General features: G+C 33.4%; 19 protein-coding genes, 1 pseudogene and 1 riboswitch. Of the genes and pseudogenes, 4 read left to right on the top strand and 16 right to left on the bottom strand.

All coding sequences use genetic code 11. From position 1 onward, the window contains the following. Nucleotides 1-109: 109 nt before the first annotated feature. The 5 genes from thrA to AAEO57_RS18480 all read right to left on the bottom strand — a co-directional run bounded on the left by thrA (nucleotide 110) and on the right by AAEO57_RS18480 (nucleotide 6,337). Nucleotides 110-2,524, bottom strand: a complete 2,415-nt coding sequence (gene thrA, locus AAEO57_RS18500) for a bifunctional aspartate kinase/homoserine dehydrogenase I (RefSeq protein ID WP_341694523.1) — start codon at nucleotides 2,522-2,524, stop codon at nucleotides 110-112. A gap of 21 nt (nucleotides 2,525-2,545) precedes the next feature. Then, nucleotides 2,546-3,508, bottom strand: coding sequence for an alpha/beta fold hydrolase (locus AAEO57_RS18495; protein ID WP_341694522.1), 963 nt, complete (start codon nucleotides 3,506-3,508; stop codon nucleotides 2,546-2,548). A 76-nt stretch (nucleotides 3,509-3,584) separates the two neighbouring features. Continuing rightward, a riboswitch (SAM riboswitch) is annotated at nucleotides 3,585-3,692 on the bottom strand. 187 nt (nucleotides 3,693-3,879) lie between these two features. Further along, nucleotides 3,880-4,077 (bottom strand): hypothetical protein, encoded by a 198-nt coding sequence (locus AAEO57_RS18490; RefSeq protein WP_341694521.1) that lies wholly within the window; start codon nucleotides 4,075-4,077, stop codon nucleotides 3,880-3,882. A gap of 718 nt (nucleotides 4,078-4,795) precedes the next feature. Beyond that, on the bottom strand, nucleotides 4,796-6,103 hold the full coding sequence (locus AAEO57_RS18485; protein WP_341694520.1) for an O-acetylhomoserine aminocarboxypropyltransferase/cysteine synthase family protein: 1,308 nt from the start codon (nucleotides 6,101-6,103) through the stop codon (nucleotides 4,796-4,798). Between the two features lie 63 nt (nucleotides 6,104-6,166). Continuing rightward, nucleotides 6,167-6,337, bottom strand: coding sequence for a hypothetical protein (locus AAEO57_RS18480; RefSeq protein ID WP_341694519.1), 171 nt, complete (start codon nucleotides 6,335-6,337; stop codon nucleotides 6,167-6,169). A gap of 746 nt (nucleotides 6,338-7,083) precedes the next feature. Between AAEO57_RS18480 and metK the strand changes: the two genes are divergently transcribed. Further along, nucleotides 7,084-8,334, top strand: coding sequence for a methionine adenosyltransferase (gene metK, locus AAEO57_RS18475; RefSeq protein WP_341694518.1), 1,251 nt, complete (start codon nucleotides 7,084-7,086; stop codon nucleotides 8,332-8,334). A 117-nt stretch (nucleotides 8,335-8,451) separates the two neighbouring features. Here metK and AAEO57_RS18470 read toward each other — a convergent pair whose 3' ends face one another. From AAEO57_RS18470 to AAEO57_RS18460, 3 genes are all read right to left on the bottom strand, one after another. After that, the gene (locus AAEO57_RS18470) at nucleotides 8,452-9,924 is read right to left on the bottom strand and encodes a M28 family metallopeptidase (RefSeq protein ID WP_341694517.1); all 1,473 of its coding nucleotides are present in this window, start codon (nucleotides 9,922-9,924) and stop codon (nucleotides 8,452-8,454) included. 218 nt (nucleotides 9,925-10,142) lie between these two features. Further along, nucleotides 10,143-12,827 carry a carboxypeptidase-like regulatory domain-containing protein gene (locus tag AAEO57_RS18465; RefSeq protein ID WP_341694516.1) on the bottom strand — a complete coding sequence of 895 codons (2,685 nt, stop codon included), beginning with the start codon at nucleotides 12,825-12,827 and terminating at the stop codon, nucleotides 10,143-10,145. 72 nt (nucleotides 12,828-12,899) lie between these two features. Further along, a complete protein-coding gene (locus AAEO57_RS18460; RefSeq protein WP_341694515.1) occupies nucleotides 12,900-13,787 on the bottom strand; it encodes a GLPGLI family protein in 888 nt (295 codons plus the stop codon). 221 nt (nucleotides 13,788-14,008) lie between these two features. On the opposite strand from AAEO57_RS18460, the gene AAEO57_RS18455 reads away from it, so the two are divergent. Both AAEO57_RS18455 and AAEO57_RS18450 read left to right on the top strand, forming a co-directional pair. Beyond that, entirely contained in the window at nucleotides 14,009-14,824 is an 816-nt protein-coding gene (locus AAEO57_RS18455) for a hypothetical protein (protein ID WP_341694514.1), read from the top strand. Beyond that, entirely contained in the window at nucleotides 14,824-15,438 is a 615-nt protein-coding gene (locus AAEO57_RS18450; protein WP_341694513.1) for a deoxynucleoside kinase, read from the top strand. The genes AAEO57_RS18455 and AAEO57_RS18450 overlap by 1 nt, the downstream gene beginning before the upstream one ends. A 133-nt stretch (nucleotides 15,439-15,571) precedes the next feature. Here the strand turns inward: AAEO57_RS18450 and AAEO57_RS18445 are convergent, their stop codons facing one another. From AAEO57_RS18445 to AAEO57_RS18430, 4 genes are read right to left on the bottom strand one after another with little or no spacing between them, the layout of a single operon-like run. Beyond that, nucleotides 15,572-15,982, bottom strand: a complete 411-nt coding sequence (locus tag AAEO57_RS18445) for a hypothetical protein (RefSeq protein ID WP_341694512.1) — start codon at nucleotides 15,980-15,982, stop codon at nucleotides 15,572-15,574. Further along, entirely contained in the window at nucleotides 15,982-17,268 is a 1,287-nt protein-coding gene (locus AAEO57_RS18440; RefSeq protein WP_341694511.1) for a hypothetical protein, read from the bottom strand. The genes AAEO57_RS18445 and AAEO57_RS18440 overlap by 1 nt, the downstream gene beginning before the upstream one ends. Nucleotides 17,269-17,271: 3 nt before the next feature. After that, nucleotides 17,272-17,850 carry a hypothetical protein gene (locus AAEO57_RS18435; protein WP_341694567.1) on the bottom strand — a complete coding sequence of 193 codons (579 nt, stop codon included), beginning with the start codon at nucleotides 17,848-17,850 and terminating at the stop codon, nucleotides 17,272-17,274. Between the two features lie 40 nt (nucleotides 17,851-17,890). Beyond that, the gene (locus tag AAEO57_RS18430) at nucleotides 17,891-18,910 is read right to left on the bottom strand and encodes a DUF2931 family protein (protein ID WP_341694510.1); all 1,020 of its coding nucleotides are present in this window, start codon (nucleotides 18,908-18,910) and stop codon (nucleotides 17,891-17,893) included. Between the two features lie 132 nt (nucleotides 18,911-19,042). Between AAEO57_RS18430 and AAEO57_RS20895 the strand changes: the two are divergent. Beyond that, nucleotides 19,043-19,180, top strand: a pseudogene (locus AAEO57_RS20895) (deoxynucleoside kinase); the annotation flags it as partial. Nucleotides 19,181-19,264: 84 nt separating this feature from the next. Here AAEO57_RS20895 and AAEO57_RS18425 read toward each other — a convergent pair. The 4 genes from AAEO57_RS18425 to AAEO57_RS18410 form a co-directional block, all read right to left on the bottom strand. Next, nucleotides 19,265-20,284 carry a DUF2931 family protein gene (locus tag AAEO57_RS18425; RefSeq protein ID WP_341694509.1) on the bottom strand — a complete coding sequence of 340 codons (1,020 nt, stop codon included), beginning with the start codon at nucleotides 20,282-20,284 and terminating at the stop codon, nucleotides 19,265-19,267. A gap of 76 nt (nucleotides 20,285-20,360) precedes the next feature. Then, nucleotides 20,361-21,758: a T6SS phospholipase effector Tle1-like catalytic domain-containing protein gene (locus AAEO57_RS18420; protein ID WP_341694508.1), complete on the bottom strand. Its 1,398-nt coding sequence runs from the start codon at nucleotides 21,756-21,758 to the stop codon at nucleotides 20,361-20,363. A gap of 3 nt (nucleotides 21,759-21,761) precedes the next feature. Then, complete coding sequence (locus tag AAEO57_RS18415; protein WP_341694507.1) at nucleotides 21,762-21,932, bottom strand: hypothetical protein; 171 nt, start codon at nucleotides 21,930-21,932, stop codon at nucleotides 21,762-21,764. Nucleotides 21,933-21,944: 12 nt separating this feature from the next. After that, a partial coding sequence (locus AAEO57_RS18410) for a phage baseplate assembly protein V (RefSeq protein ID WP_341694506.1) occupies nucleotides 21,945-22,963 on the bottom strand: 1,019 nt, incomplete at its 5' end.

Here is a 22,963-nt window from a genome sequence, read left to right as displayed (position 1 = left end):
TTTGTTTTTATTTTTTGTCATTACGAGGAACGAAGCAAGCCCACTAACAATTACACAAAGCTTGATTTTGCAAATGTGATTGCTTCGTTCCTCGCAATGACAAACTATACTATCCTTTATCCGACAATCTCAAAATATCTCCAAAAACACCTCTCGCAGTTACAGCAGAACCTGCACCGGCTCCCTGAATTACAATTGGTCGGTCTCCATAAGATTCCGTGTAAATTTCGAAGAAAGAATCAGAACCTTTTAATCCGCCAAGAGCTGTATCTGATGGTACTGAAACTAATTTCACTTCAAGATTTCCTTTGTCATTCTGCAAATCTCCTGACAATTCACCTATGTATCGTAACACGTGATTTGGCTTTTGATCTGCTTTTATTTTGTCGTAAATCGGGTCGAATTCTTTTAATTTCGTTAAGAAATCGGCAACATTTCCTTCGCGTAAATGTTCCGGAATTAAATTCTGAATAGAGATTTCTTCAAATTCATTTTGCAAATCTAATTCCCTTGCTAAAATCAATAATTTTCTTCCCACATCATTTCCGCATAAATCTTCACGCGGATCTGGTTCCGTATAACCATTATCAATTGCTTCCTGTAAAATTTCACTAAACGGAACATCTTTAGCAGAGAAATTATTGAACAAATAACTCAGGGTGCCAGAGAAAACGCCTTTTATTTTAGTGATATTTTCACCTGAAAGGTGTAATAATTTTATGGTATCAATTAATGGCAAACCTGCACCAACATTGGTTTCGTACAAATAATTCTTTTGATTTTCAGCCAGCACTTTTCTTAGTTCTTTATAAAAACCATAACTCAGTGTATTGGCAACTTTATTCGAAGAAATCAAATCGAAACTGCTTTCTGCAAGTTTAATATAGTTCTCCACGAATGCAGCGCTTGCCGTATTGTCAATCGCAATTAAATTTTCTAAATGGTATTTATCTGCATAATCAATAATATCCTGAATGGTGTAATCAAGTCCTTTGTGCTGAATTTCATTTTTCCAGTCAGCAGTCACACCATTTTTATTTAAAATCAGTTTTTTAGAATTCGCAATGGCAAAAACGTTCAGCTTAATATCTTTGCGCTTTTCAATCGCTGAAGCTGACTCCAAAATTTGATTGATTAAAGTTCCACCCACTAATCCGTGACCAAAAACAGCGATATTGATTTTCTTGGAAACCCCAAAAATCTCTCCGTGAATTACGTTTAAGGCCTTATTGAGTTCCGATTTTTTAACCACTAAACTCACGTTTTTACCCGTAACAGTGTTGTTAAACAATATCGGAACAATTTTATTTTTGATTAAAGCAGTGTATGGTTTATGAAAAGTGCTCAAATCCTGACCAATAATCGAAATAACCGAAACATTGTCTGTTACCGTAATTTGGTTTACATCTTTAGAATAAAAGTCATTTTCGAATTCTTTCTCAAGCTCAACCATTGCCGTAGTTGCTTTATCTGTTGCGACAACAAGACCAATTCCTCTTTCTGAAGAACCCTGCGAAATAATACTTACACTGATATTGTGATCTCCCATTACCTTGAATATTCGGGCATCAACTCCTGCTTTTCCTAGTAATCCGCGTCCTTCAAGATTCAAAAGAGAAACATTTTCAAGAACCGAAAGCGTTTTGATTCCTTCTTTAGTCGAATCTGAAGTGATTAATGTGCCTCGATTTTCATGATTAAAAGTGTTTAAAATTCGAAGCGGAATATTTTTTTCCAACAAAGGAATAATTGTTTTGGCATGCAAAATCGTTGCTCCGAAATTAGCTAATTCATTCGCTTCATTGAATGATAAGAATTCGATTTTTTTAGCATCTTCCACTAAATCAGGATTTGCAGTGTAAATTCCGTCAACGTGGGTGAAATTTTGTAACTCTTCTGCATTTAGATAGTTGGCAATTAACGAAGCGGTATAATTACTGCCGTTTCTTCCTAAAGTTGTGGTGTCATTATTGTTATTTGAACCAATAAAACCAGTTATAACATTAACCGTTGAACCATTATGTTCTTTAAAATAATTGACCACATTTTTCTTAGAAAGCTGTTCCAAAGGTTGTGCATCTCCAAATTTAGAATCCGTTTTCAGCAAATCTCTAGTATCTGTAAAATTGGCCGGAATTCCTTTTTCAATCAAAATAGCCGTTAATAATTTTGCCGAAAGCAATTCACCTTTAGACAAAATCTGATCTTTGATTTTATTGCTGTAATCGCCAATCAGGCTTACCCCTTCGTAAAGTTTGTCCAGAATAGTAAACTCTTCAGACAAATCAACCTGAGGATAATCTGAAACCTGATAGGTTTTGAAATTCTCTAATAATCGTTTGTAATCACCGTTTTTAGCAGCAATTTTTAAAATATATTCTAATTCATCTGTAGCATTTCCTCTTGCAGAAACTACTACCGCAATTTTTTCGCCCTGATTTACTTTCTCGGCAATGATAGAGACTACTTTATTAAGTCCTTCTCCGTTTGATAATGATTTACCACCAAATTTTAATATTTTCATTGTATCTTTTTATTATTTCTGCTAAAAAATAGCAGCAAGTAAATTATCTAATTGTTTGTACTCGATTAAAAAAGCGTCATGTCCGTGTACCGAATTTATTTCGCTGTAAAAAACATTGTCTTTAAACTTTTTTAAATCCTGAAACGTTTCACGATTTTCTTTAGGTGTAAAAAACAAATCCGAATCGATTCCGATAATATGAATGTCCGCTTTTGTTTGTAACATTAAAGTTTTAAAATCTTCCCTGTTTCGGGTAATATCTATTGTTTTGAGTAGTTGGTTCATTAGTTTATATGAAGCCAGCTGATATCTTTTTTGTAATTTATCCCCGTGGTGCGCCAGCCAGCTTTCTATATTAAAAACAGAAAGATTTTCATTTACAGTACGCTGAAATTTCTCTTTAAATGATTCGGGAGAGCGATAACATAACATGGCATGTATTCTGGCATCTTCAATTGGTTTTGCCGAATTTTTCAGGATTTGTTCCTGTAAAAAACAGTTGGCAATCATCCAGTCAGTCGATTTCCAGTCGGTTGCAATAGGAATTAAATGTTTGGTTATGTTTGGTGACAATGCCAGCATTTCCCAGGCAATTCCTCCTCCTACTGAACCTCCAATTATCGCATAAAGCTGATCAATCTTTAAAGTTTCGATTCCCTTCAAAAAAATTCGGGCCACATCTCTTGCCGTAAAATCCTGATAATTTTCGATACTAAAAGAATCGTTTCCGTTACCCGGAACATTAAATGCTAAAACGGAATATTTATTCGTGTCAATTGTTTTTCCCTCACCAATCAAATCATTCCACCAGCCATTTTCTCCGGTAACCTGTGCATTTCCAGTTAAAGCATGATTTACCAAAACAACAGGAGCACTGTGTAATGGTAGACCAAAAAGTGCAAAACTTAAGGGCAATGATTGATATAAAGCACCACTTTCGGTAGTGAAATTTTGTAATATGATAGGGTTTGGTATACTTTCCAATTTCAAATCTTTTATTTTTTTGATTTGTATATGGAAATATTAGAAAGAAAGTCTGGAACGACTGGGAAAACTCTTTTTGTTATCTTTCCACATTGGGTGTGGTAGAATGCAGCACCTTCTTCGCTTTACCGAAGGGTTGCTAAGGATTCATCGGGTCTAATCCCTCGTCCTTTCTTTATAACATTTCAATACGTTTCTGAACTTAAAGGTGCAAATTAACTACTAATTTCTTAAACAAACAAATTTATCTGAAGAGATTCTTTCGTTTATTAACTATATCACAAACAAAAACTATTTTACGCAAAAAATTACCGAACAAAATTGCCCAGTAAAATTATGCAGGTAATTACCTATTTGAAAAACCCTTTAATTTAGATAAAAAGCGTTTCATTTTCTTTTGAATACATCAAAAACAATAAAGATTTCGGATCTTTTTTTTCGGTTTTTATATCCGTTTCAGTGATTCCGAATCTTGGATGAGTCAATTCGTTTTTTGGCAAATTGTTAGTTCTGCGCCTTATGTTTTTCAATGTAGTCAATGTTTTTGCTAAGTAGTTTAAAGTGCTCATGATATTAAGTTTTAGTCTGTTTATTTATTTTTCTTTATTATTCTTTACTATTTTGTTAAGTCGGCTGACGAAATAAAAAAACCCTTTTGGATTTAGATACCAAAAGGGTCAAGTCGTTTTAACTTATTATACTTTTGGAATCAACAGACGCATACGCCAATAGATGCGACATTGAACATCTTGTTCATCTGAAGGGACTTATTCATCTGTGATTTATTTGTTATTTTAAAAAATTCTGACATTTGTTGTATAAATTTAAAAAGCCTCCCAAAATATTTCGGGAGGCTTTTTGCTATAATGATATTGTTCTTACAATTTTAAGCAATAGACAACCCAACGGTTTCTTCTTTCGAAAGGACGCAAAACATTTGGTATTGATTAAACATATTTTAGTAGCTTTTGGGTGTAACAAATATGCAACCTTTTTTTTTATTTACCAAATATAAACCCACAAAATCAGCATAAAAAGAAATAAAAAATGCCAATTATCATTAAAAAACATCTTACAAAAATTACAACGTTTGAAAAATAAGTTAAAACTTACGATTTTAGGCGCTGATAAATTTCACACTTAACTCAAATCAGTATTTCAAAGAACTTATATAGATAAACCACCTTTTTATATCTATTAAATCGAAAAGTTTAATTCAAAAAAAAATTACCCTTAGCAAATTCTCATTTTACCAAAGGCAATTTTTCAAACAAAAAACAAAAAAATTTAATTTTTATCAAAGACTGTCTGGTGTGATTTTGCAACACTTTCAAAAACATTTTTTAAATCGTCTATCAAATCTTCGATGTCCTCTATTCCTACAGAAAGACGGATTAAATCTTTTGAAACACCTGTCTCCAGTTGCTCTTCATCTGTAAGCTGTTGGTGTGTTGTACTGGCCGGATGAATAATAAGTGATTTTGTATCTCCAATATTAGCAAGAAGCGAAAACAGTTTCGTTTCATCAACTACCTTTTTAGCCGCTTCATAACCTCCCTGAAGCCCGAAAGTAATCACACCACTTTGACCTTCTGGCAGATATTCTTTAGCCAAGTCATAAAATTTACTGGATTTCAGTCCGGGGTAATTTACCCATATTACCTGATCTTGCTTTTCAAGCCATTCAGCAAGAGCTAAAGCATTTTCGCTATGTTTTTTTATTCGGATTGGCAAAGTCTCCAGTCCCTGAATGATCTGAAAAGCATTAAACGGACTCAAAGCAGCACCGAAGTCACGTAAACCTTCAATTCTTGCTTTTGCAATAAAGGCAGCGTTTCCAAGAGCTTCGTGATATACCAGTCCGTGATATCCGGCAGAAGGCTCTGTAAATTCAGGAAATTTTCCGTTAGCCCAGTCAAAAGTTCCGGCATCAATAATAACACCTCCTAATGAAGTCCCGTTTCCTGAAATATATTTAGTTAACGAATGAATTACAATATTGGCTCCATACTCAATTGGTTTCAATAAATAAGGAGTTGCCACTGTATTATCTACAATAAAAGGAACTTTGAATTTTTTTGCTTCTTCTGAAATTGCTTTCAGATCTAAAATATCAAGTTTTGGATTGCCTAAAGATTCCACAAAAAAAGCTCTGGTATGCTCTTTGGCCGCTTTGGTGAAATTTACGGGATCAGAAGGATCAACAAAAGTGGTTGTTATCCCCAATCTTGGCAAGGTGACTTTTAACAAATTATATGTCCCTCCATACAGACTGTTCGAAGCCACAATATGATCACCCGCTTTTAACAAAGTAAGCAAAGCTGTAGCAATAGCCGATGTTCCGGAAGCGGTAACTACTGCTCCTATTCCGCCTTCAAGAGCTGCAAGCCGCTGCTCCAGAATATCATTGGTCGGATTATTCAACCTTGTATAAATAAACCCTGGTTCGGCTAAACCAAATAAATTGGCTGCATGGTCAGAATTATTAAAAACATACGATGTTGTCTGATAAATTGGTACGGCTCTGGTTCCTGAATTTTTACTTACGTCGTGTCCAGCATGTAGTGCATTAGTTGCAAATTTTTGTGTACTCATGATTTCTTAATTTTAAAGTATTAATACTATTCTTGTTTTTTTATTATTTATGAAAATGAATTATTAAATAAAAAGATTTCCGTTTTCAGCAGAATACATAAGTGTCAACAACGAATGTTTTTCATCAGAATATAATCTGCCTTTTAGTAAATTAAAGTTTGATTTTTGATTTTGAACAATCCCAAAAATATTTTTAGGATAAATTGCTTTTAAGATTCTATATATGGTTTTCATGATTTTTAATTTTAATTAATGAAATAAAAAAAGCCCTTTCGGATGGCTACCAAAAGGGCTTATAGTTAGGAACTATAACAAAGATTTTATCTTTCACTTTCGGCAACAGTAAATCGGGATACACATTGGCATCTTACAACACATCATCATTTTATTTACTACTCTGGTATTCATTTTTTTTTACTTTTTAAATCATATTAAGTAATCCAAGCTTCGTATAAAAACTTATTACCCTTCATAAACTTATATGGTCAATCTTTTGTTTGATTATACTCAAAAAAAAACCTCTGCAATTGCAGAGGTTTTATTGTTATTTTAGTTTTAATTCTAAACAATAGTGAACTCTGCGGAAGTTTCCGACATCATGCAACACATATTTTTAGTAATTAAATTCATTTTGTTTTTCTTTTGTTTGGCAAATTTGAGAACTTTTTTTCAAACCACCAAACAAAAAGCAAATTAATTTCTATTACCCTATCAATTTAGTATGATAATGTTAAATTTCTCTTCAAAAAATAAAAAAAAGTGAACTTTAATTTGCAAATCAAAATGGTTTCATACCTTTGCACGCGAATACAGAGGAAAAATTTGAACTGATTGCAACCTCTTCATAATGAAATGATTTGTTATGAATGCTGAAAGATTCATTTCAGTAGTAAAAAATGCTAAAGCAGAAACTCTTCTTTAGCCCTTTTTAGCAATTTTTCCCGCTCAATTTTAAATTAATACATTATTATTACATTATTATGGCTTATTTATTTACGTCAGAATCTGTTAGTGAAGGGCATCCAGACAAAGTTGCAGATCAAATTTCGGATGCATTAATTGACAACTTTTTGGCATTTGACGCTGACTCAAAAGTAGCTTGCGAAACTTTAGTAACAACTGGTCAGGTTATTTTAGCAGGTGAAGTAAAATCGAATACTTATCTTGATGTACAGCAAATTGCACGTGAGGTAATCCGTAAAATTGGATATACTAAAAGTGAATATATGTTTGAAGCGAATTCTTGTGGAATTCTTTCAGCAATTCACGAACAGTCAGCAGATATTAACCAGGGTGTTGACAGAGCTAAGCCAGAAGAGCAAGGTGCTGGTGACCAGGGAATGATGTTTGGTTACGCTACAAACGAAACTGAAAACTACATGCCTCTTGCATTAGATTTATCTCATAAATTATTACAAGAGTTAGCAATTTTAAGACGTGAAAACAAAGAAATCACGTATTTACGTCCGGATGCTAAATCTCAGGTAACTTTAGAATACAGCGACGATAACAAACCAACTCGTATCGATGCAATTGTAATCTCAACTCAACACGATGATTTTGATGAAGAAGCAGCAATGTTGGCTAAAATCAAAAAAGATATCATCGAAATTTTGATTCCAAGAATTATCGCTAAAAACCCAGAGCACGCTCACTTATTTAATGATAAAATCAACTACCACATTAACCCAACAGGAAAATTCGTTATTGGAGGACCTCACGGAGATACTGGTTTAACAGGAAGAAAAATCATTGTTGATACTTACGGTGGAAAAGGTGCTCACGGTGGTGGTGCATTCTCTGGAAAAGATCCAAGTAAAGTTGATAGAAGTGCTGCTTATGCAACTCGTCATATCGCTAAAAACTTAGTTGCTGCTGGTGTTGCTGACGAAATCTTAGTTCAGGTTTCTTACGCAATTGGAGTTGCTGAACCAATGGGAATTTTCATTGAAACTTACGGAACTTCTAAAGTAAACTTAACAAACGGTGAAATCGCTAAAAAAGTAGAAGCTATCTTTGATATGCGTCCTTACTTTATCGAACAACGTTTGAAATTAAGAAACCCAATCTATAGCGAAACTGCTGCTTACGGACACATGGGACGTAAACCGGAAACTGTAACTAAAACTTTCTCTGCTCCAGGCGGAAACGAAAAAACAGTTACTGTTGAATTGTTTACATGGGAAAAACTTGATTTTGTCGATCAGGTAAAAACTGCTTTTGGACTTTAATTTAGAATATTAGACTAACTTAGATTGTTAGATTTTTGACAACTACTTTATTCTTAAACATACAAAAACCCGATTTCAACAAGAAATCGGGTTTTTTATTTTTTATCAAATAGCCTTTTATCTTTCCAATTTTACATTTGGTAATGTTTTAGGACGATTTAAATCGTTTGACAATATCCAACCAGTGCGGTACATCCATTCTGTCATTTTGCGCAGTTTTACGTAATCAATATTTTCTGATTCGTCCATTGGCGTATGGTATTCGCTATGTAAAACACTTGTAAAAAAGACCGCAGGAATTCCTTTGCGCGCATAAGGCAAATGATCGGAACGGAAGTAAAAATACTCCGGATGTTCCGGTCTGTCCCAAAGTTTATCCAGATCAAATTTTGGTCCTTCATCATTGGCTTTTTTTGCAATTGCTACTAAATCTGATGAATTTTCATGAGGAGAACTTGAGCCTAATAATGCCGCCTGATTGACATTGTTTCTTCCGATCATATCTCCGTTTAATACTGCGATAATGTCTTTTTCAGGAACGGTTGGATGCGATGCATACCAGCTTGAACCTAACAATCCTCTTTCTTCTGAACCATGAAAAACAAATAAAGCAGTTCTTTTTCCCGGTTGTTTTTTATAAGCCCTGGCAATTGCCAGCATTGCCACACAGGTACTTGCATTATCATCGGCACCGTTATAAATGGAATCCTGACCGTATTTTTGTCTCACACCATCATGATCCTGATGTCCGCTGAAAAGCACATATTCATTTTTTAGCTTCGCATCTGTTCCTTCAATTTTTCCAACCACATTTACAGATGGATATTTATAGGTTTCAGAAACTACTTCTGTCGACAATAGATCTTTTGTATTTTTCAAATATTCTAACTGATCCTTGTGCAGCCAAAACGCAGGCATTCTAGGAGGTACCGGTATTTTATCCCTAAAACCCTCAATCCCGTAAACGCCTCTTGTCATTTGCGGTTCTACTTGTGACCAGCTCTGCTCTCCTAAATCATCCGCTACGAGTATTAGTGCCGCAGCTCCTTTTGAAAGCAATAAATCGTAATATTTTTGTTTTACCAGACCCGGATAACGTCTGTCAAAAAGAGAAATTTCATCTGAAATACCTTCTTTCGAAGCCAAAATTACAACTGCTTTTCCTTTAACATCTGTTTTTTCTATTTCTGCCTTAGTCGCTGTTCCCAAATATAGCAAAGGAGCTTCTACCTTAATATTAGTTGTTTCAGCTACTAAAACCTCACTCCATAATTTATAGGTTTTCTGACCAATTTTAAACTTTGTGTTTGCCGTAACCTGATGCCTGTATAAATCAAAAAACTGAAAATAAGTTCCGTCATCACCCGCAGGTGCCATTCCAGCCTCTTTAGCTTTGTTGGCAAGCCACATTGACACTTTCAGTTCATCTAAAGTTCCTGCTTCACGGCCGTTAAAATGATCACCGGCCATTTGGTACATATCGGTTCTAAGATCTTTATCTGTAATAGCCGAAACTAATGGTTTTTTAACTGCCTGAGAAAACATCACACTGCCGGAAGCAATTAAAAGCAAGATTAATTTGTTTTTCATATTCCTTAATTTAATATCCCAAACTTAGTGATTTAGAAACGAAAAACACCTTTAGAAGCTAAATACTGCTAAAAATGTAACAATCAAAGCAGAGCTAACATTTCATCCAGATGATAAAAATCAAAAAATAAGACACAAAAAAAGCCTCTAAAAATTACCATTCAAAGACCTTTATTCGAAAGAACTTCGACTCCGCCTGACACTTATTTTCCTGTGTTTTATAAATTATATTTCATAGAAAAAATGATGTATCTCGGCTGGACTGTATATTGAGAAACCCGTGTAGAAAACTGCGAGAAACTGTCATCATTAAGATATCTGGTGTTTAGCAAATTGGTTGCTGCTACTTTATATTCCCATTTGCTATCCTTCTTTTGATAAATTAAACTCGCGCTCAAAAAATCATATTCGTTATCAACAGATTTATCTCCGTTGTAATAATGATAGAATTCATATTCTGACACAAAAGAAAAACTGTTTAAAAAATAGTAATCTAATTTTACAAAAGGTTTATCTGTATAAAAAGTAGAGCCACTGTATTTATTAACAAGGAGATTGTATCCGAATTCAATGTTCGGAAGATTTTTATAATTTGTTGAAGCTCTCACTGTATAACTCTGAATAAAACTTTCTGTTGTTGTAAAATCACCATTTTGTTTATTATTAAACTTTGACCAGTTTAAACTTGCATTGACTGAGGCCTTGTAATTTTTTAAAAACGAACGTCCATAAGCTCCCATTCCGGAGAAAGTTTCATCGGCTAAATTAGAGTTATAAGGAACTGAAAATTGGTTAATTCCATCAAACTTAGCTTCAGTTTTAATCGCATCAACTTTTCTTGTGTAAGTAGCATTAGCAAAAATATTTTCGAAATTGAACATATTATATTTAAAATAACGAAGTGAATGCACTTGTGAAGTTGCATTTTCCAGAGTGCGATTTCCACGAAACAAATTGCTGTAATTAGACAAAACATATCCCTCTGCTAATTGATTAATATCCGTAAAATCATTGGTCAAAGAAAAATTATAGGTTAATGTTTCTGATTTTTTGATTTGATATAACGCAAAGAAATCCGGCAGCACTTTTACAAAACTCTGAGAATAATCAGAGCCCAGTTGTCCGTTTGTCATTTGGTAAGTATGCAGACTTACGCCAGGCGTCAAAGTAAATTTTCCTGTTAGGATTTTATAATGAAACCCTAAAAAGGCATCATTAAATCTGTAATCTACATCATTATTATTTTCAGTGTTATTCAAATCATTTCTTTCGCCGTTATCCAATATTTGAAAAATGTGAGAATTAAAATTTTGATAGGAATACGTATTTCCTAAAGTAATATTGATATTGCTTTTTGGTGTTACCATATAATAATAATCCAGTTTGGCATCCAGTTTATTAGTTTTTACAAAACGGTTCTGATTGTAATCATTTCGCGTTTGTTCAACATATCCCGACAAAGGGAAAGGAAGTGACTGCAGATTGGCATTATAAAAAGGATTTTCATCCTGATATAAATGCTGCATTTCAAAAGCAAAAATATTTTTCGTGCTTTGTGTATAATACAAATTCAAATTCTGATTTATTGACGTCGGATCTTGTTTTTTTGTAGTTAAAATAGTTTCTGAAGTAGCCACATTTGTTACAACCGATTCACGCAGTAAATCTGAATATTCTTCTTGCTTTGTCAATTTGGTTAAGATATCATAATCAAACTGAAATTTATCGTTCGGTTTATAAGTTGAACTCAGTTTAAAAAGTCCCAAATTATTCTTCTGATTTGTATTTTCATCACGCTTTTCCTGATCCCCAGAACCTAAATACGTAGTCTGAGATTTGGTTTCTAAATCTGTTTTGGAAGCTGAAAGAATTCCGAAACCGCTAATATTCCATGCTTTATTAACCGAATACGCGAAATTTGTAGCACCAAATTTGGTTTCGATTTCCTTAGCGCGGTTATTCCTTAAAAGTGAAATTCCCAAATCATTCGAAGAAACATTAAAATTGCTTCCTCCCTTTTTCATCATATTTTTAAATCCTCCTGTGAACTTAAAATAATCCTGAGCCGTAATTGGTAATTCTCCGATATTATTAAAATTCGTGATTAGATTGATACTGTATTTTGGGCTGTAATAAAATAATTTCGGATTGATGATATAACGACTGTCGAGTTCTGCCACCCCAACTCCTGCGGTAACATCTCCAAACCAAAAATTCTTTTTTCCTTCTTTTAATTTGATGTTCATCGCCACATTATCCTGATCGTTTTCAAGACCTTTTAAAGCGCTTACTTCATTATAGTTTCTAAGAACCTGAATTTTATCAATCGCATCAGCCGGAATATTTTTAACCCCCAATTTGGTATCTCCGTCAAAAAAGTCTTTTCCTTCAACCATAAGTTTGCTGACTTTTTTCCCTTCAACTTCAATCTCTCCATCTGCATTTACCTCAACGCCAGGCAATTTTTTCAAGACATCTTCCAGTTTTCTTTCGGTTCCGGATTTAAAAGAATCTGCATTATACACAATGGTATCCCCTTTTATAGAAACCGGCATTTCTCGAACAATCTCAACACCTTCCAATTCGATTCCGGCTCCATCCAAAACAATATTTTGAGCAATATTTTCAGATTTAGTAGTCAATGCAATTTCCTTGGATTTCATTCCCAGATAACTTACTTTAATGGTGTAAGCCGTATTTGGTTTTAAGGTTAGTTGAAACTTTCCTTTGTCATTGGTTATTCCATACGAATCCATTGCTTTTGTAGCATTATTAACAGCCATAATATTGGCCATTTCCAAGGGATTTTTCTGGTCATCCTGAATGAATCCATCAAAACGGACACTTTGAGAAAAGCATATAGAAGTAAAAAGTAAGGCAAAAATAAAAAGTGTTTTATTCATCAGAATATTGGGATTTGGACTCGAGTGTTAGCAAACAGGCGAAGCAATTTTTAGGCTTTAGAATTTGAAATTTTATCTTCCCATTGGAGGAGGTCCTCCGGCACGACCACGGTTCATCTCCCTAAACTCTTCCATTTTTTTAATAACCGTTTCATCGTATTCTTTCTGAGAAATTACTTTTCCTTTTTTAGAAGGTTTTATTTCCACTTTATCCTTCGCATTCAAGACAACTTTTGAACATAAAATGGTTGTTGTTCCATCGTTGATTTCTAAAATTAAACCCGGAAGTCCCCAATAATTCTCTGGCCCCTGATTTACCGGAATTTCTGGTGTATACCATGCCGTTACAACAATTTCTTTTGGTATTTCAAAATTGTCTGCAAAATTTGTTTTGGTCTCTCCGGAAGTCTTTTTCACTTCATCTTTTTTATCATCATTATTTTTAGGCCTGAAATTTCTAAAATCAGTTTTACTGGCTTCTTTTACCGCAGTTGCTTTGTAACAGTTGTAACCTCCTATTAATTTGGTTTCCTGTTCTAATTTCCAGTTTAACTTTGGCAGCGAATCCACTACAAGAAATTCCTTACCCATAAATTCCTTGTCAATCGTATAGGTTTTTGTTTTGACATCTTTATAGAAAGTGCCTCCGCCTCCGGTAAGCGAACCAAACATCATACGAAAACCTCCCTGCTGTTGGCCAGGTGTTTCCAGTTTTTCTTCTTCCTTATAAATAGATGCAGATTTATCAAAGTTTAAAATGAATGTTTTTTCGAGCATTTTTTTCATACGCTCTTCCATATTTTTCTGCATTTCCGGCGTGATATCTCTGTTTCCTCGCATTCCTTCAAACTTCGGCGCTTGTGTTTTTGACTCGTAAACAGCCATTCCCTGAAAATCTTTTTGCGCCTGAATTTGTGTAGAGACAAGCATCAAAGTCATATAAAAAAATATCTTTTTCATTTTTTTTCCTTTAAAGTGAGTAAATCCGATAAAACCTACATTCAAATGTATTATTATTTTTAAAATGCAAAAAATTAATTATATCAATACACGTTAAGCATAGACAAAATCTCTTATTACTTAGACTATTAGGATCTTAAAAAGTTTAAATACCAAATTGAGGCTAAAAAAACATTTTGACTACAGTTTTTTGTAATTTGGCTTTTTAGAAATTAATTCAAATGAGCATAAAACAGCACAAAATTTTATTTTTACTTTTTATAGTCTGTACTTTTCCACCTGTTTTTGCGCAAAACCAAAAGAAAATTCAGGTACCGGATTCCCATGTTGTCATTGATGCTGATGAATTTTCAGGTTATGATTCTTTTGGATTTTCGTATCTGATAAAAAACAATGTTTTCAGAAAAATAAAAGGGAGCGAAACTTTTGAATATAAAAATGTTTCATTGGGAAAAATTACTAAAACCGACATCCTGAATCCACTTAAAATAGTGTTGTTTTACGAAGACTTCAACAGTGTTGTGCTGCTGGACAATCAATTGAATAAAGTTACCGAAATTAATTTTTCTCAGAATAATGTTCCGATTGTGGTTACGGCAATTGGCATGTCTACTCAAAATCAATTATGGATCTACAACACCCTTAACCAGCAAATTGGTCTTTTTGATTATTTAAAAAACGATTACAAAACTGTTTCTACCCCTCTAACAGAAAACATCAAATTCTATCAGACAGATTTCAATACTTTTTACTGGATCGATGAAAAAAACAATTGGTTTTCCTGCGATATTTTTGGTAAGACAACCTCATTAGGCAAAATTCCTGATTACGATAAAATATTGATTTTAAGTTCAAAGCAATATCTTTTCACAAAAGATAATTTGCTGTTTTTTAAAGACATTCATAATGACGGATCTGAAACCGTTTCTGAAATTGCTGTTGCCGAAAAATCCTTAAATAAATTCTACTACAAAGACCAAATTTTATCTATTTTTACAGCTAAAGAAATTACCAATTATAAAATCGTAATACCGTAATGCACATAGCAATAGCAGGAAATATAGGCGCAGGAAAAACCACTCTGACCAAATTACTGGCCAAACATTTTAAATGGGAACCCCATTATGAAGATGTTGTTGATAATCCGTATCTGGATGATTTTTACCACCAGATGGAACGCTGGTCATTTAATTTGCAAATTTATTTCTTAAACAGCAGATTCCGTCAGGTGCAGCAAATTCGTGAAAGCGGAAAAAAAATTATTCAGGACAGAACGATTTATGAAGATGCACATATTTTTGCTCCCAATTTATATTCAATGGGTTTAATGACCACCCGTGATTTTGAAAACTACACTTCCTTATTTGAATTAATGGAATTATTGGTAAAACCGCCTGATTTATTGATTTATTTAAGAAGTTCTATTCCGAACCTTGTTGGACAAATCCACAAACGCGGGCGCGAATACGAGAACTCTATATCGATCGATTATTTGAGCCGCCTCAACGAAAGATACGAAGCCTGGATTCAGACTTACGCCAAAGGAAAATTACTGATTATTGATGTTGACAACATTAATTTTGTCGACAACCCTGAAGATTTAGGAAACATCATCAACAGGATTGATGCCGAATTGAATGGATTGTTTTAAAAACATATTTAATAAAAAAACAAAATGCCTCTGAGATTTCGGAGGCATTTTGTTTTTTTTTGCAAAAGATTCCCATAAAAAGAATAATAGTTAAAATAAATTAATAAGTTATATAACCGTTATTCATTAGAATTTAATTGTTTTCTGATTTATACAATCTATTGATTACATAAAAAGTTAAAATTAATTCAAACAGAAAATATGTTAAAATGATTACTTTTCCTATCGTATCATAACTTTCTGGTCTCGTAAATAGCCTGAATTGATAAAAAGAATTTATATAAAACTGTTGTAAACAATTACCTAAAACCAGAAACATCATTATGCCCTTATAATCAAATTTCATTCGATTTTCGATAATAACAAGAATGATCGTTAAAGTATAAATGACAAATGTTATAAACATTGCAATTGCAGTAAATATAGCATGACCTGTTCCTTCATAATGTTTTGGAACATAATTATCTAATCTTGCCAAGAAACCAAGCAGAACAAAAAAATGAACCAGAAAAATTAAAAGACCTATGTATACTATTTTTTTCATTAAAATTTTAATTTATAAGCATTTGTATAATAAAAATAATTATCCGTAACAAAACTAAACTTTATGTTTAATAAACTTGTTATTTCTTCTCCTTCCAACGGAATTGGATAATTGCCTTCGTACATCATATATTTAGTCGTAAATTCTTTTGCCATTTTTGCACTTTTCAAATAATCTGTATTTGCAAGGGCATCTCCCGAGGCAGCTAATCTAGTCGGGCTACTGTAAAAAACAGGTATATAAAACTCTCTTCTACCTCTTTTTTTAGCGATCTCATAATCTATAATTCCTCTTAAAGAACATTTGTTTTCAGTAGCAAAATTTGTCATTTTTTCAAAAACAGTTATATTGAATTTATTTAAATCTAACTCAAATTTTAATGCTAATAACCAAGCTAAATTTTTTACATAGTTTAGATACCAATCAGAGCGTATGTATATCATATCTGGATTACCACCATCAATGGTTAGATGTTCAGTTGTAAAATAACCTCCTCCATACATTTTAAATTTATCACTAGGTTTTATAAGGTAGATATCTCTAAGCACTTCAGTTAGGGTTTTACCATTAAAAGCTTCTCGTTGATAATCATCATTAGTTAAAAAAGAATATCCATATTTTTTAGTATAAAAATTAATAAAGACAATCCAAGGTTCTACATCTTTTGCCAATGATTTCCCTCCCTGGCCTTTCCAACTGGCAATCGCAAGAGATAAATTTTTGTCACTAGAATGTAAATCATAAGCAGATATTTTTTTTGGTCTTATATTGTCTAATTTAGAATGTGCATAAGTATCACCAAATCTATTAAGCAGTTCTCCTAATTGACGTATCGAATCTTCACGGTTATTAGTGTCAATTTTTAGCCATAAGAATTTTACTGCTGTCATAAATTCTTCAATTCCATGAAATCCTCCCGTGAGAGAATGCACTGGTCCCTGATAATCTGGACTTATCCAGGTATCATTTAATTCAAAATCCATTTCGCTATGAATTGTAGTGTCTGGAGCTTCAGCAGCAATTGCTAATTCTTCGGCATCAGCTTCTTTCATTCCCAACATTAAACAAACCAAATACACTGTACTGTAATGTCCGTCTGTTTCATAAAATAGTGTTGTTTTATCTTCTTCTTTTTTCTCAGGCGCTTTTTCTGGTTCTCCAAAATACTTTTGCCCATCACATGTAAATGATGCTTTACCACCGACATTTGATGTGTACTTTTTAGTAAATATTTCAACTTCTTCGTGTTGTTCAAAGTTACCTTTGGAACTTCTGTAAATTGTCATAATTTAATGTATATTAGTTTGTTCTGCGCTATTTACATGAAAATCTCCCTCTGAATGTATTTTTTTATCTTTTGCAACATTCATTTGATAATCATCATGAACAGAAATCGATTTTTTGGATGTAGAATTTCTGTTCCCTTCAACTATTTCATGTAATTCTCCTGTTATATTTGTCAGACTATCTCCACCCACAAATGTATTATACATCATTCCAATAGTGGTAGATTTATCTCCTCCTGCACTTTCAGAAATATTCATTCCTGCGTTCACACTAATATTTTTACTTGCTGACAAATTAATATCTGTAGCATTCACAGAAAAAGTTTTTGGCGCATTCACATCAATATTCCCCTGACCATCCATTTTCCAGGTATTACCGCTTGGATCTTCAATCAAAATACTTCCATCCCCATCGTTCAGAATAATTTTGGTTCCTGAGCGGGTGTGAATTGCCTTTACATTATTCTGACCGTCTGCATAACCGCTGGATTGGCTTCCATTGTATTGTGTTCCCAAAACATATGGGTTCTGTGCATTGTTTCCTTCAAAGCCTACCAAAACCTCTTCATCAATTTCAGGAATAAAGTAAATTATTATTCACAATTTTTCATGCAAAAAAACATTAGTAAGGTGTAGGTTTAGTAAACGATTCCTGCGAAATAATGGCATCTTTCATTTCTATTTCAGCAGTTGCTGTTTTTAGTTTTATCGAAATCCCTTTTGTTTCACGAGGTTTTGTATTCCGATCTATTTCGATTATAAAGTTGATTTTTTCTTTTGTTTTGATAGTCTCAAAAATGGCTTTGGACTTTTTTTCATCAAAGAAAATATCACTTTCCATGCGTCTGTCATTAACATCATGCCAGACAATATTCATTTTTCGGGGAACTGCTCGTTCTTTTATTGGCATTACATTGCCGTTTAAACTCAAAAAAATCGATTCGAACTCTCCATTAATATAATTAATTCCGATAGTCTCTACTTTGTCTTCTTTTTTAACAATTGGCGTGATAGGATATTTTTTAAAAAGAGTTTCCCAATACCCAAAGGGAATTGTCCCGTTTTTAATCTGGTCTAATATATCTTGTGGTAAATCTTCATTCATATAATTGACATATTTAGTAATGCCTTCCTTATCTTTCATTGTTTCATGAGCAATTTCCCAATCTACGGTTTTATCCTCTTGCGCCTCATACCTTCCTACAATAGTCATATTTGATTGACTAAATACATACAAAACGACCATTCCTCCAGGGAACAATCCAGCATTAATAACAAAATGATAATCTCTTACAATACCAACTTTTTTAGTTTCAACATCCCAATAAGGTCTTTCACTACCGTTTATCATTAATGCTTCGATTTTTTCAGAATCCAGTTTAAAAATACCCGAATAACTTTTGTTTTCTGTATAGGAAAGCCATGTTATATCCAGTATTTTAGGAGCTATTCCTGTAGCTTCTCCAGACGAAGAGCCATCATTATCTCCTAAATCCTCGCTATTTATTATTCTATTAAAAGGCATATAAACGTAACCGCTTTTCGGTTGGTCACTTAATAATAAATGTCCTGAAAAAATCTCGGTAGGGTAGTTTTTAGGTGTACAGACAGCAGCTGTCCAATTATATTTTTTTTCTTCCATTTTATCTTGACATGAGATGAGCGTTATATTTAGCAACGCTGTTAGTATAAATAATTTAAAAGTTTTTTTCATAAGACTATCCTGAAATTTTTTTTCGTTTTCTAATAATGTTACTTAAGTGATCCATCTGGGTTTCTATATCTACTGAACGAAAGATACGAAGCCTGGATTCAGACTTACGCCAAAGGAAAAAATTACTGATTATTGATTTTGCCAATTAATTTTGTTGATAATCCTGAAGATTTAGGAAACATTATTAACCGAATTGAATGGATTGATTTAAAAATATTTATAAGAATGAAACAAAATGCCTCTGAAATTTCGGAGGCATTTCAATCTTTAACTCAAAAAACATCAATAAGGAGTAGGTTTAGTAAACGATTCCTGCGAAATAATGGCATCTTTCATTTCTATTTCAGCAGTTGCTGTTTTTAGTTTTATCGAAATTCCTTTTGTTTCACGAGGTTTTGTATTCCGATCTATTTCGATTATAAAGTTGATTTTTTCTTTTGTTTTGATAGTCTCAAAAATGGCTTTGGACTTTTTTTCATCAAAGAAAATATCACTCTCCATGCGTCTGTTATTAACATCATGCCAGACAATATTTATTTTTCGGGGAACTGCTCGTTCTTTTATTGGCATTACATTGCCGTTTAAACTCAAAAAAATCGATTCAAACTCTCCATTAATATAATTAATTCCGATAGTCTCTACTTTGTCTTCTTTTTTAACAATTGGCGTGATAGGATATTTTTTAAAAAGAGTTTCCCAATACCCAAAGGGAATTGTCCCGTTTTTAATCTGGTCTAATATATCTTGTGGTAAATCTTCATTCATATAATTGACATATTTAGTAATGCCTTCTTTATCTTTCATTGTTTCATGAGCAATTTCCCAATCAACATTATTATCAACGTGTGCCTGATAGCGCCCTACAATAGTCATATTAGTTGGACTCCATACATATACCACCACCATTCCTCCAGGAAATAAACCTGTATTAATCGTAAAATCGAAATCTTTTACAATACCAACTTTTTTAGTTTCAACATCCCAATAGGGACTCTCGCTCCCATTTATCATTAATGATTTTATTTTTTCAGAATCCAATTTAAAAATCCCCGAATAACTTTTATTTTCTATATAAGAAAGCCATGTTATATCCAGTATTTTAGGAACTATTCCGGTAGCTTCTCCGGACGAAGAACCATCATTATCTCCAAGATCATAGCTATTTATAATTTCCCCAAAAGGTATATAAACATAACCGCTTTGGGGTTGGTCACTTAATAATAAATGTCCTGAAAAAATCTCGGCAGGATAATTTTTTGGAGTACAAACAGAAGCATCCCAAAAATATTTTTTTTCTTTCATTTTGTCTTGGCAAGAGTTGAGCGTTATATTTAGCAACGTTATTAGTATAAATAATTTAAAAGGTTTTTTCATAACATTATCCTGATATTTTTTTTCGTTTTCTAATGATGTTACTTAGATTGTCCATCTGGGGTTCCATTCCTATGCCGTCCATACTGGCAGAACAGTGCAAATACTTGTTACGTAAGCCTGGCAGCAAATAATAGTCAGTAACCATTGTATTAAAATCATTAATCTCTTGTTGGTTTTTCCATTCTTTTTTTCGTTTCAATTCTATTTGTTTTTTTGTGTAAAATTTCATTTTAGGTTTTCCTTCGAAAGCATATTCATCTATTCGCTCTTTAACTTTATTTAATTCTTTTGGAATCTTATAATCTTCATTGAGAATCTTATATTTCCATGGGATTTTATATTTGCGTTTTCCAAATTCTGCCATGAGGTGTAGAATTACAAAACTGTATTTATTACTCAGAGTCCTTGTGCCTTTTAAATAATAAGGAACTAGTGGAGGTCTTTCTTTCAGCTGGTCTGGCAGAAACCATCCTTGCTCCAGCACATGTTTTTTTTCAGCTTCAATTATCGGAGCAGATTCTGTAAGTATTACAATTTCTTCTCCATTTTTATATCCTCCTCCAATATCTGAGTGACATCCCGGAAGTGTAAGCTCAATGCTGTTAGCTCCCGCACTGGCAATATTGGTAAGGGGGAAATTCTCACGGTATTCGTCTTCTGCGGTAAGATGTACGGTAAACCCAACAATAGGAATTTGTAGTGGTACTTTGTCAGTATCAATATCATCAAAAACATTACTGCCGTAAGAGGAGACTGTATCGTATAATCCTAAAAATCGTATTTTTACTCGATAGGGTTTTACTTTATAGCTCAGTTCCTTAAATGCTTTGCCTAAATTCCCCAGATTATAACTGTCTTTATCTCTGGGATTTTTTACCTTATACAATTCATTAACAAAAATACGGGCTGCTGTAGCTCCTCGGCTAAAACCAAAGATATCTACATACAAGGTGCTTATATTTTTCTCTTTTTCTTTTTTTAATTTTCTTACAATATCCTGACATCCTTTTTCTACTTTTTCAAAAAGTCCTGTTTCTCCAGTACCATATCCCTGACCACGGGTAAAATCGCCGTAATAATCAAGTGTACCATCGTCATTTTTATCCGGATTTTTAGTTCCAATTCCTTCTACATAAACTGAATAATAATGGTTTCCTTTATTTTTGGGATATGCTTTTTCCAATCTGTCTACATTAGAATGATCGTTTCCATAACTGGTGTTTGACCCATCCTTATTTGACGCAGAGGTATTTTTTAATTCAGGATTCTTTCTCCTTCCTTCTATATTTTCTCTATTGTTTGAGGTTCCGTCAAAGAAAACACCTAGATAAACATCATTCCTTTCTTTATTATCTTCTTTTGGTGGTTCAAATCTTGGTTTTCCAAATATTATATTACTCATTTATTAAGATTTATTACCTTTTATATTTATCTTTTTTCCTGAAATGAATGTCAAATTTTCTTTTGTTGCCACTATTACAATTTTTTCCGCGGTTTCGTGCATAGTACCTGAAAAACTCGTGTGAGTATTTTTTATTTTTATATTTAAATTCTTTGCTGTTTTATTAATTGCCATAAATATTATTTATTAAAAGAAATTTGATTTTTCCACACTATTTATTTCTACCGTTTTACTGGTGCTTTCTAAAAGCATATTTTCTTTGGTACTAAAAATGGTAACTTCTTCAGCATGATTTGTCGATTCTAGTGAACTTCTAATGTATGCTTTTTCTATGATTTCAGTTTTATTATCTCCGCTTTCATTAATATCTCCGCCTGCATTCATAGTAATATCATTCCCTGCACTTTGTAAAACATCTTTACCTGCATCAACATCAACATCCTCGCCTGCACTAACAGAAACATTTTTACCAGCGGTAATATTAACATTTTCTCCAGCGTTCAAAGTCAAATTCTTTGGCGCATTAACATCAATATTTCCCTGACCATCCATTTTCCAGGTATTACCGCTTGGATCTTCAATCAAAATACTTCCTTCACCGTCATTCAAAATAAATTTGATTCCTGAACGCGTGTGAATTGCCTTTACATTATTTTGACCATCTGCATAACCACTGGTAGCGCTTCCATTATATTGTGTTCCTAAAACATACGGATTCTGTGCATTGTCGCCTTCAAAACCTACTAAAACCTCTTCACCGATTTCCGGAATAAAGTAAAATCCTTTTCCTGAACCTGAGTGTGGCTGTATCATTCGTAGCCATTCACTTGAATTGTTTCCGCCTGCCCAGTTGAACTGTACTTTTACACGCCCTAATCCTTCCGGATCGTTATTGTCTTTTACCTTCGCTGGTTGTGTTTCTGCTTTGGCAAATACATTTACGTCTATATAATGAGGTGCTGCAACATCTGCCGGAATCGCTTTGAAATGACACGTATAATTTCCGTGTACCTGTGAAAGGTGTGATACTTCTGTCACAATGAGTTCGTGTTCAACTGTTTGGTTTATGATGCTAAAAACCTGCCCAAGTCCTAACGGAAAATAGGACATTCCGCTGTAATATACACTATTGGCGTCACTTCCTGCAGTCTGCAGTTTGACCATTTCTTCGATTTCTTCACTGCTTTGGGCATTCGTGGTATAAG

Source organism: Flavobacterium calami (genome assembly GCF_038290035.1).
Classification (GTDB): domain Bacteria; phylum Bacteroidota; class Bacteroidia; order Flavobacteriales; family Flavobacteriaceae; genus Flavobacterium; species Flavobacterium calami.
Note: the sequence above shows the minus strand (reverse complement) of the source record. Positions and strands in the feature narration are given on the sequence as shown.

Coding starts and splice junctions, on each gene's coding strand:
- AAEO57_RS18455 (WP_341694514.1), top strand. CDS start 14,009: ATGAGCATAAAACAGCACAAAATTTTATTTTTACTTTTTATAGTCTGT.
- AAEO57_RS18460 (WP_341694515.1), bottom strand. CDS start 13,787: ATGAAAAAGATATTTTTTTATATGACTTTGATGCTTGTCTCTACACAA.
- AAEO57_RS18440 (WP_341694511.1), bottom strand. CDS start 17,268: ATGACAATTTACAGAAGTTCCAAAGGTAACTTTGAACAACACGAAGAA.
- AAEO57_RS18485 (WP_341694520.1), bottom strand. CDS start 6,103: ATGAGTACACAAAAATTTGCAACTAATGCACTACATGCTGGACACGAC.
- AAEO57_RS18425 (WP_341694509.1), bottom strand. CDS start 20,284: ATGAAAGAAAAAAAATATTTTTGGGATGCTTCTGTTTGTACTCCAAAA.
- AAEO57_RS18490 (WP_341694521.1), bottom strand. CDS start 4,077: ATGAGCACTTTAAACTACTTAGCAAAAACATTGACTACATTGAAAAAC.
- AAEO57_RS18445 (WP_341694512.1), bottom strand. CDS start 15,982: ATGAAAAAAATAGTATACATAGGTCTTTTAATTTTTCTGGTTCATTTT.
- AAEO57_RS18450 (WP_341694513.1), top strand. CDS start 14,824: ATGCACATAGCAATAGCAGGAAATATAGGCGCAGGAAAAACCACTCTG.
- thrA (WP_341694523.1), bottom strand. CDS start 2,524: ATGAAAATATTAAAATTTGGTGGTAAATCATTATCAAACGGAGAAGGA.
- AAEO57_RS18480 (WP_341694519.1), bottom strand. CDS start 6,337: ATGAAAACCATATATAGAATCTTAAAAGCAATTTATCCTAAAAATATT.
- AAEO57_RS18465 (WP_341694516.1), bottom strand. CDS start 12,827: ATGAATAAAACACTTTTTATTTTTGCCTTACTTTTTACTTCTATATGC.
- AAEO57_RS18430 (WP_341694510.1), bottom strand. CDS start 18,910: ATGGAAGAAAAAAAATATAATTGGACAGCTGCTGTCTGTACACCTAAA.
- AAEO57_RS18470 (WP_341694517.1), bottom strand. CDS start 9,924: ATGAAAAACAAATTAATCTTGCTTTTAATTGCTTCCGGCAGTGTGATG.
- metK (WP_341694518.1), top strand. CDS start 7,084: ATGGCTTATTTATTTACGTCAGAATCTGTTAGTGAAGGGCATCCAGAC.
- AAEO57_RS18420 (WP_341694508.1), bottom strand. CDS start 21,758: ATGAGTAATATAATATTTGGAAAACCAAGATTTGAACCACCAAAAGAA.
- AAEO57_RS18415 (WP_341694507.1), bottom strand. CDS start 21,932: ATGGCAATTAATAAAACAGCAAAGAATTTAAATATAAAAATAAAAAAT.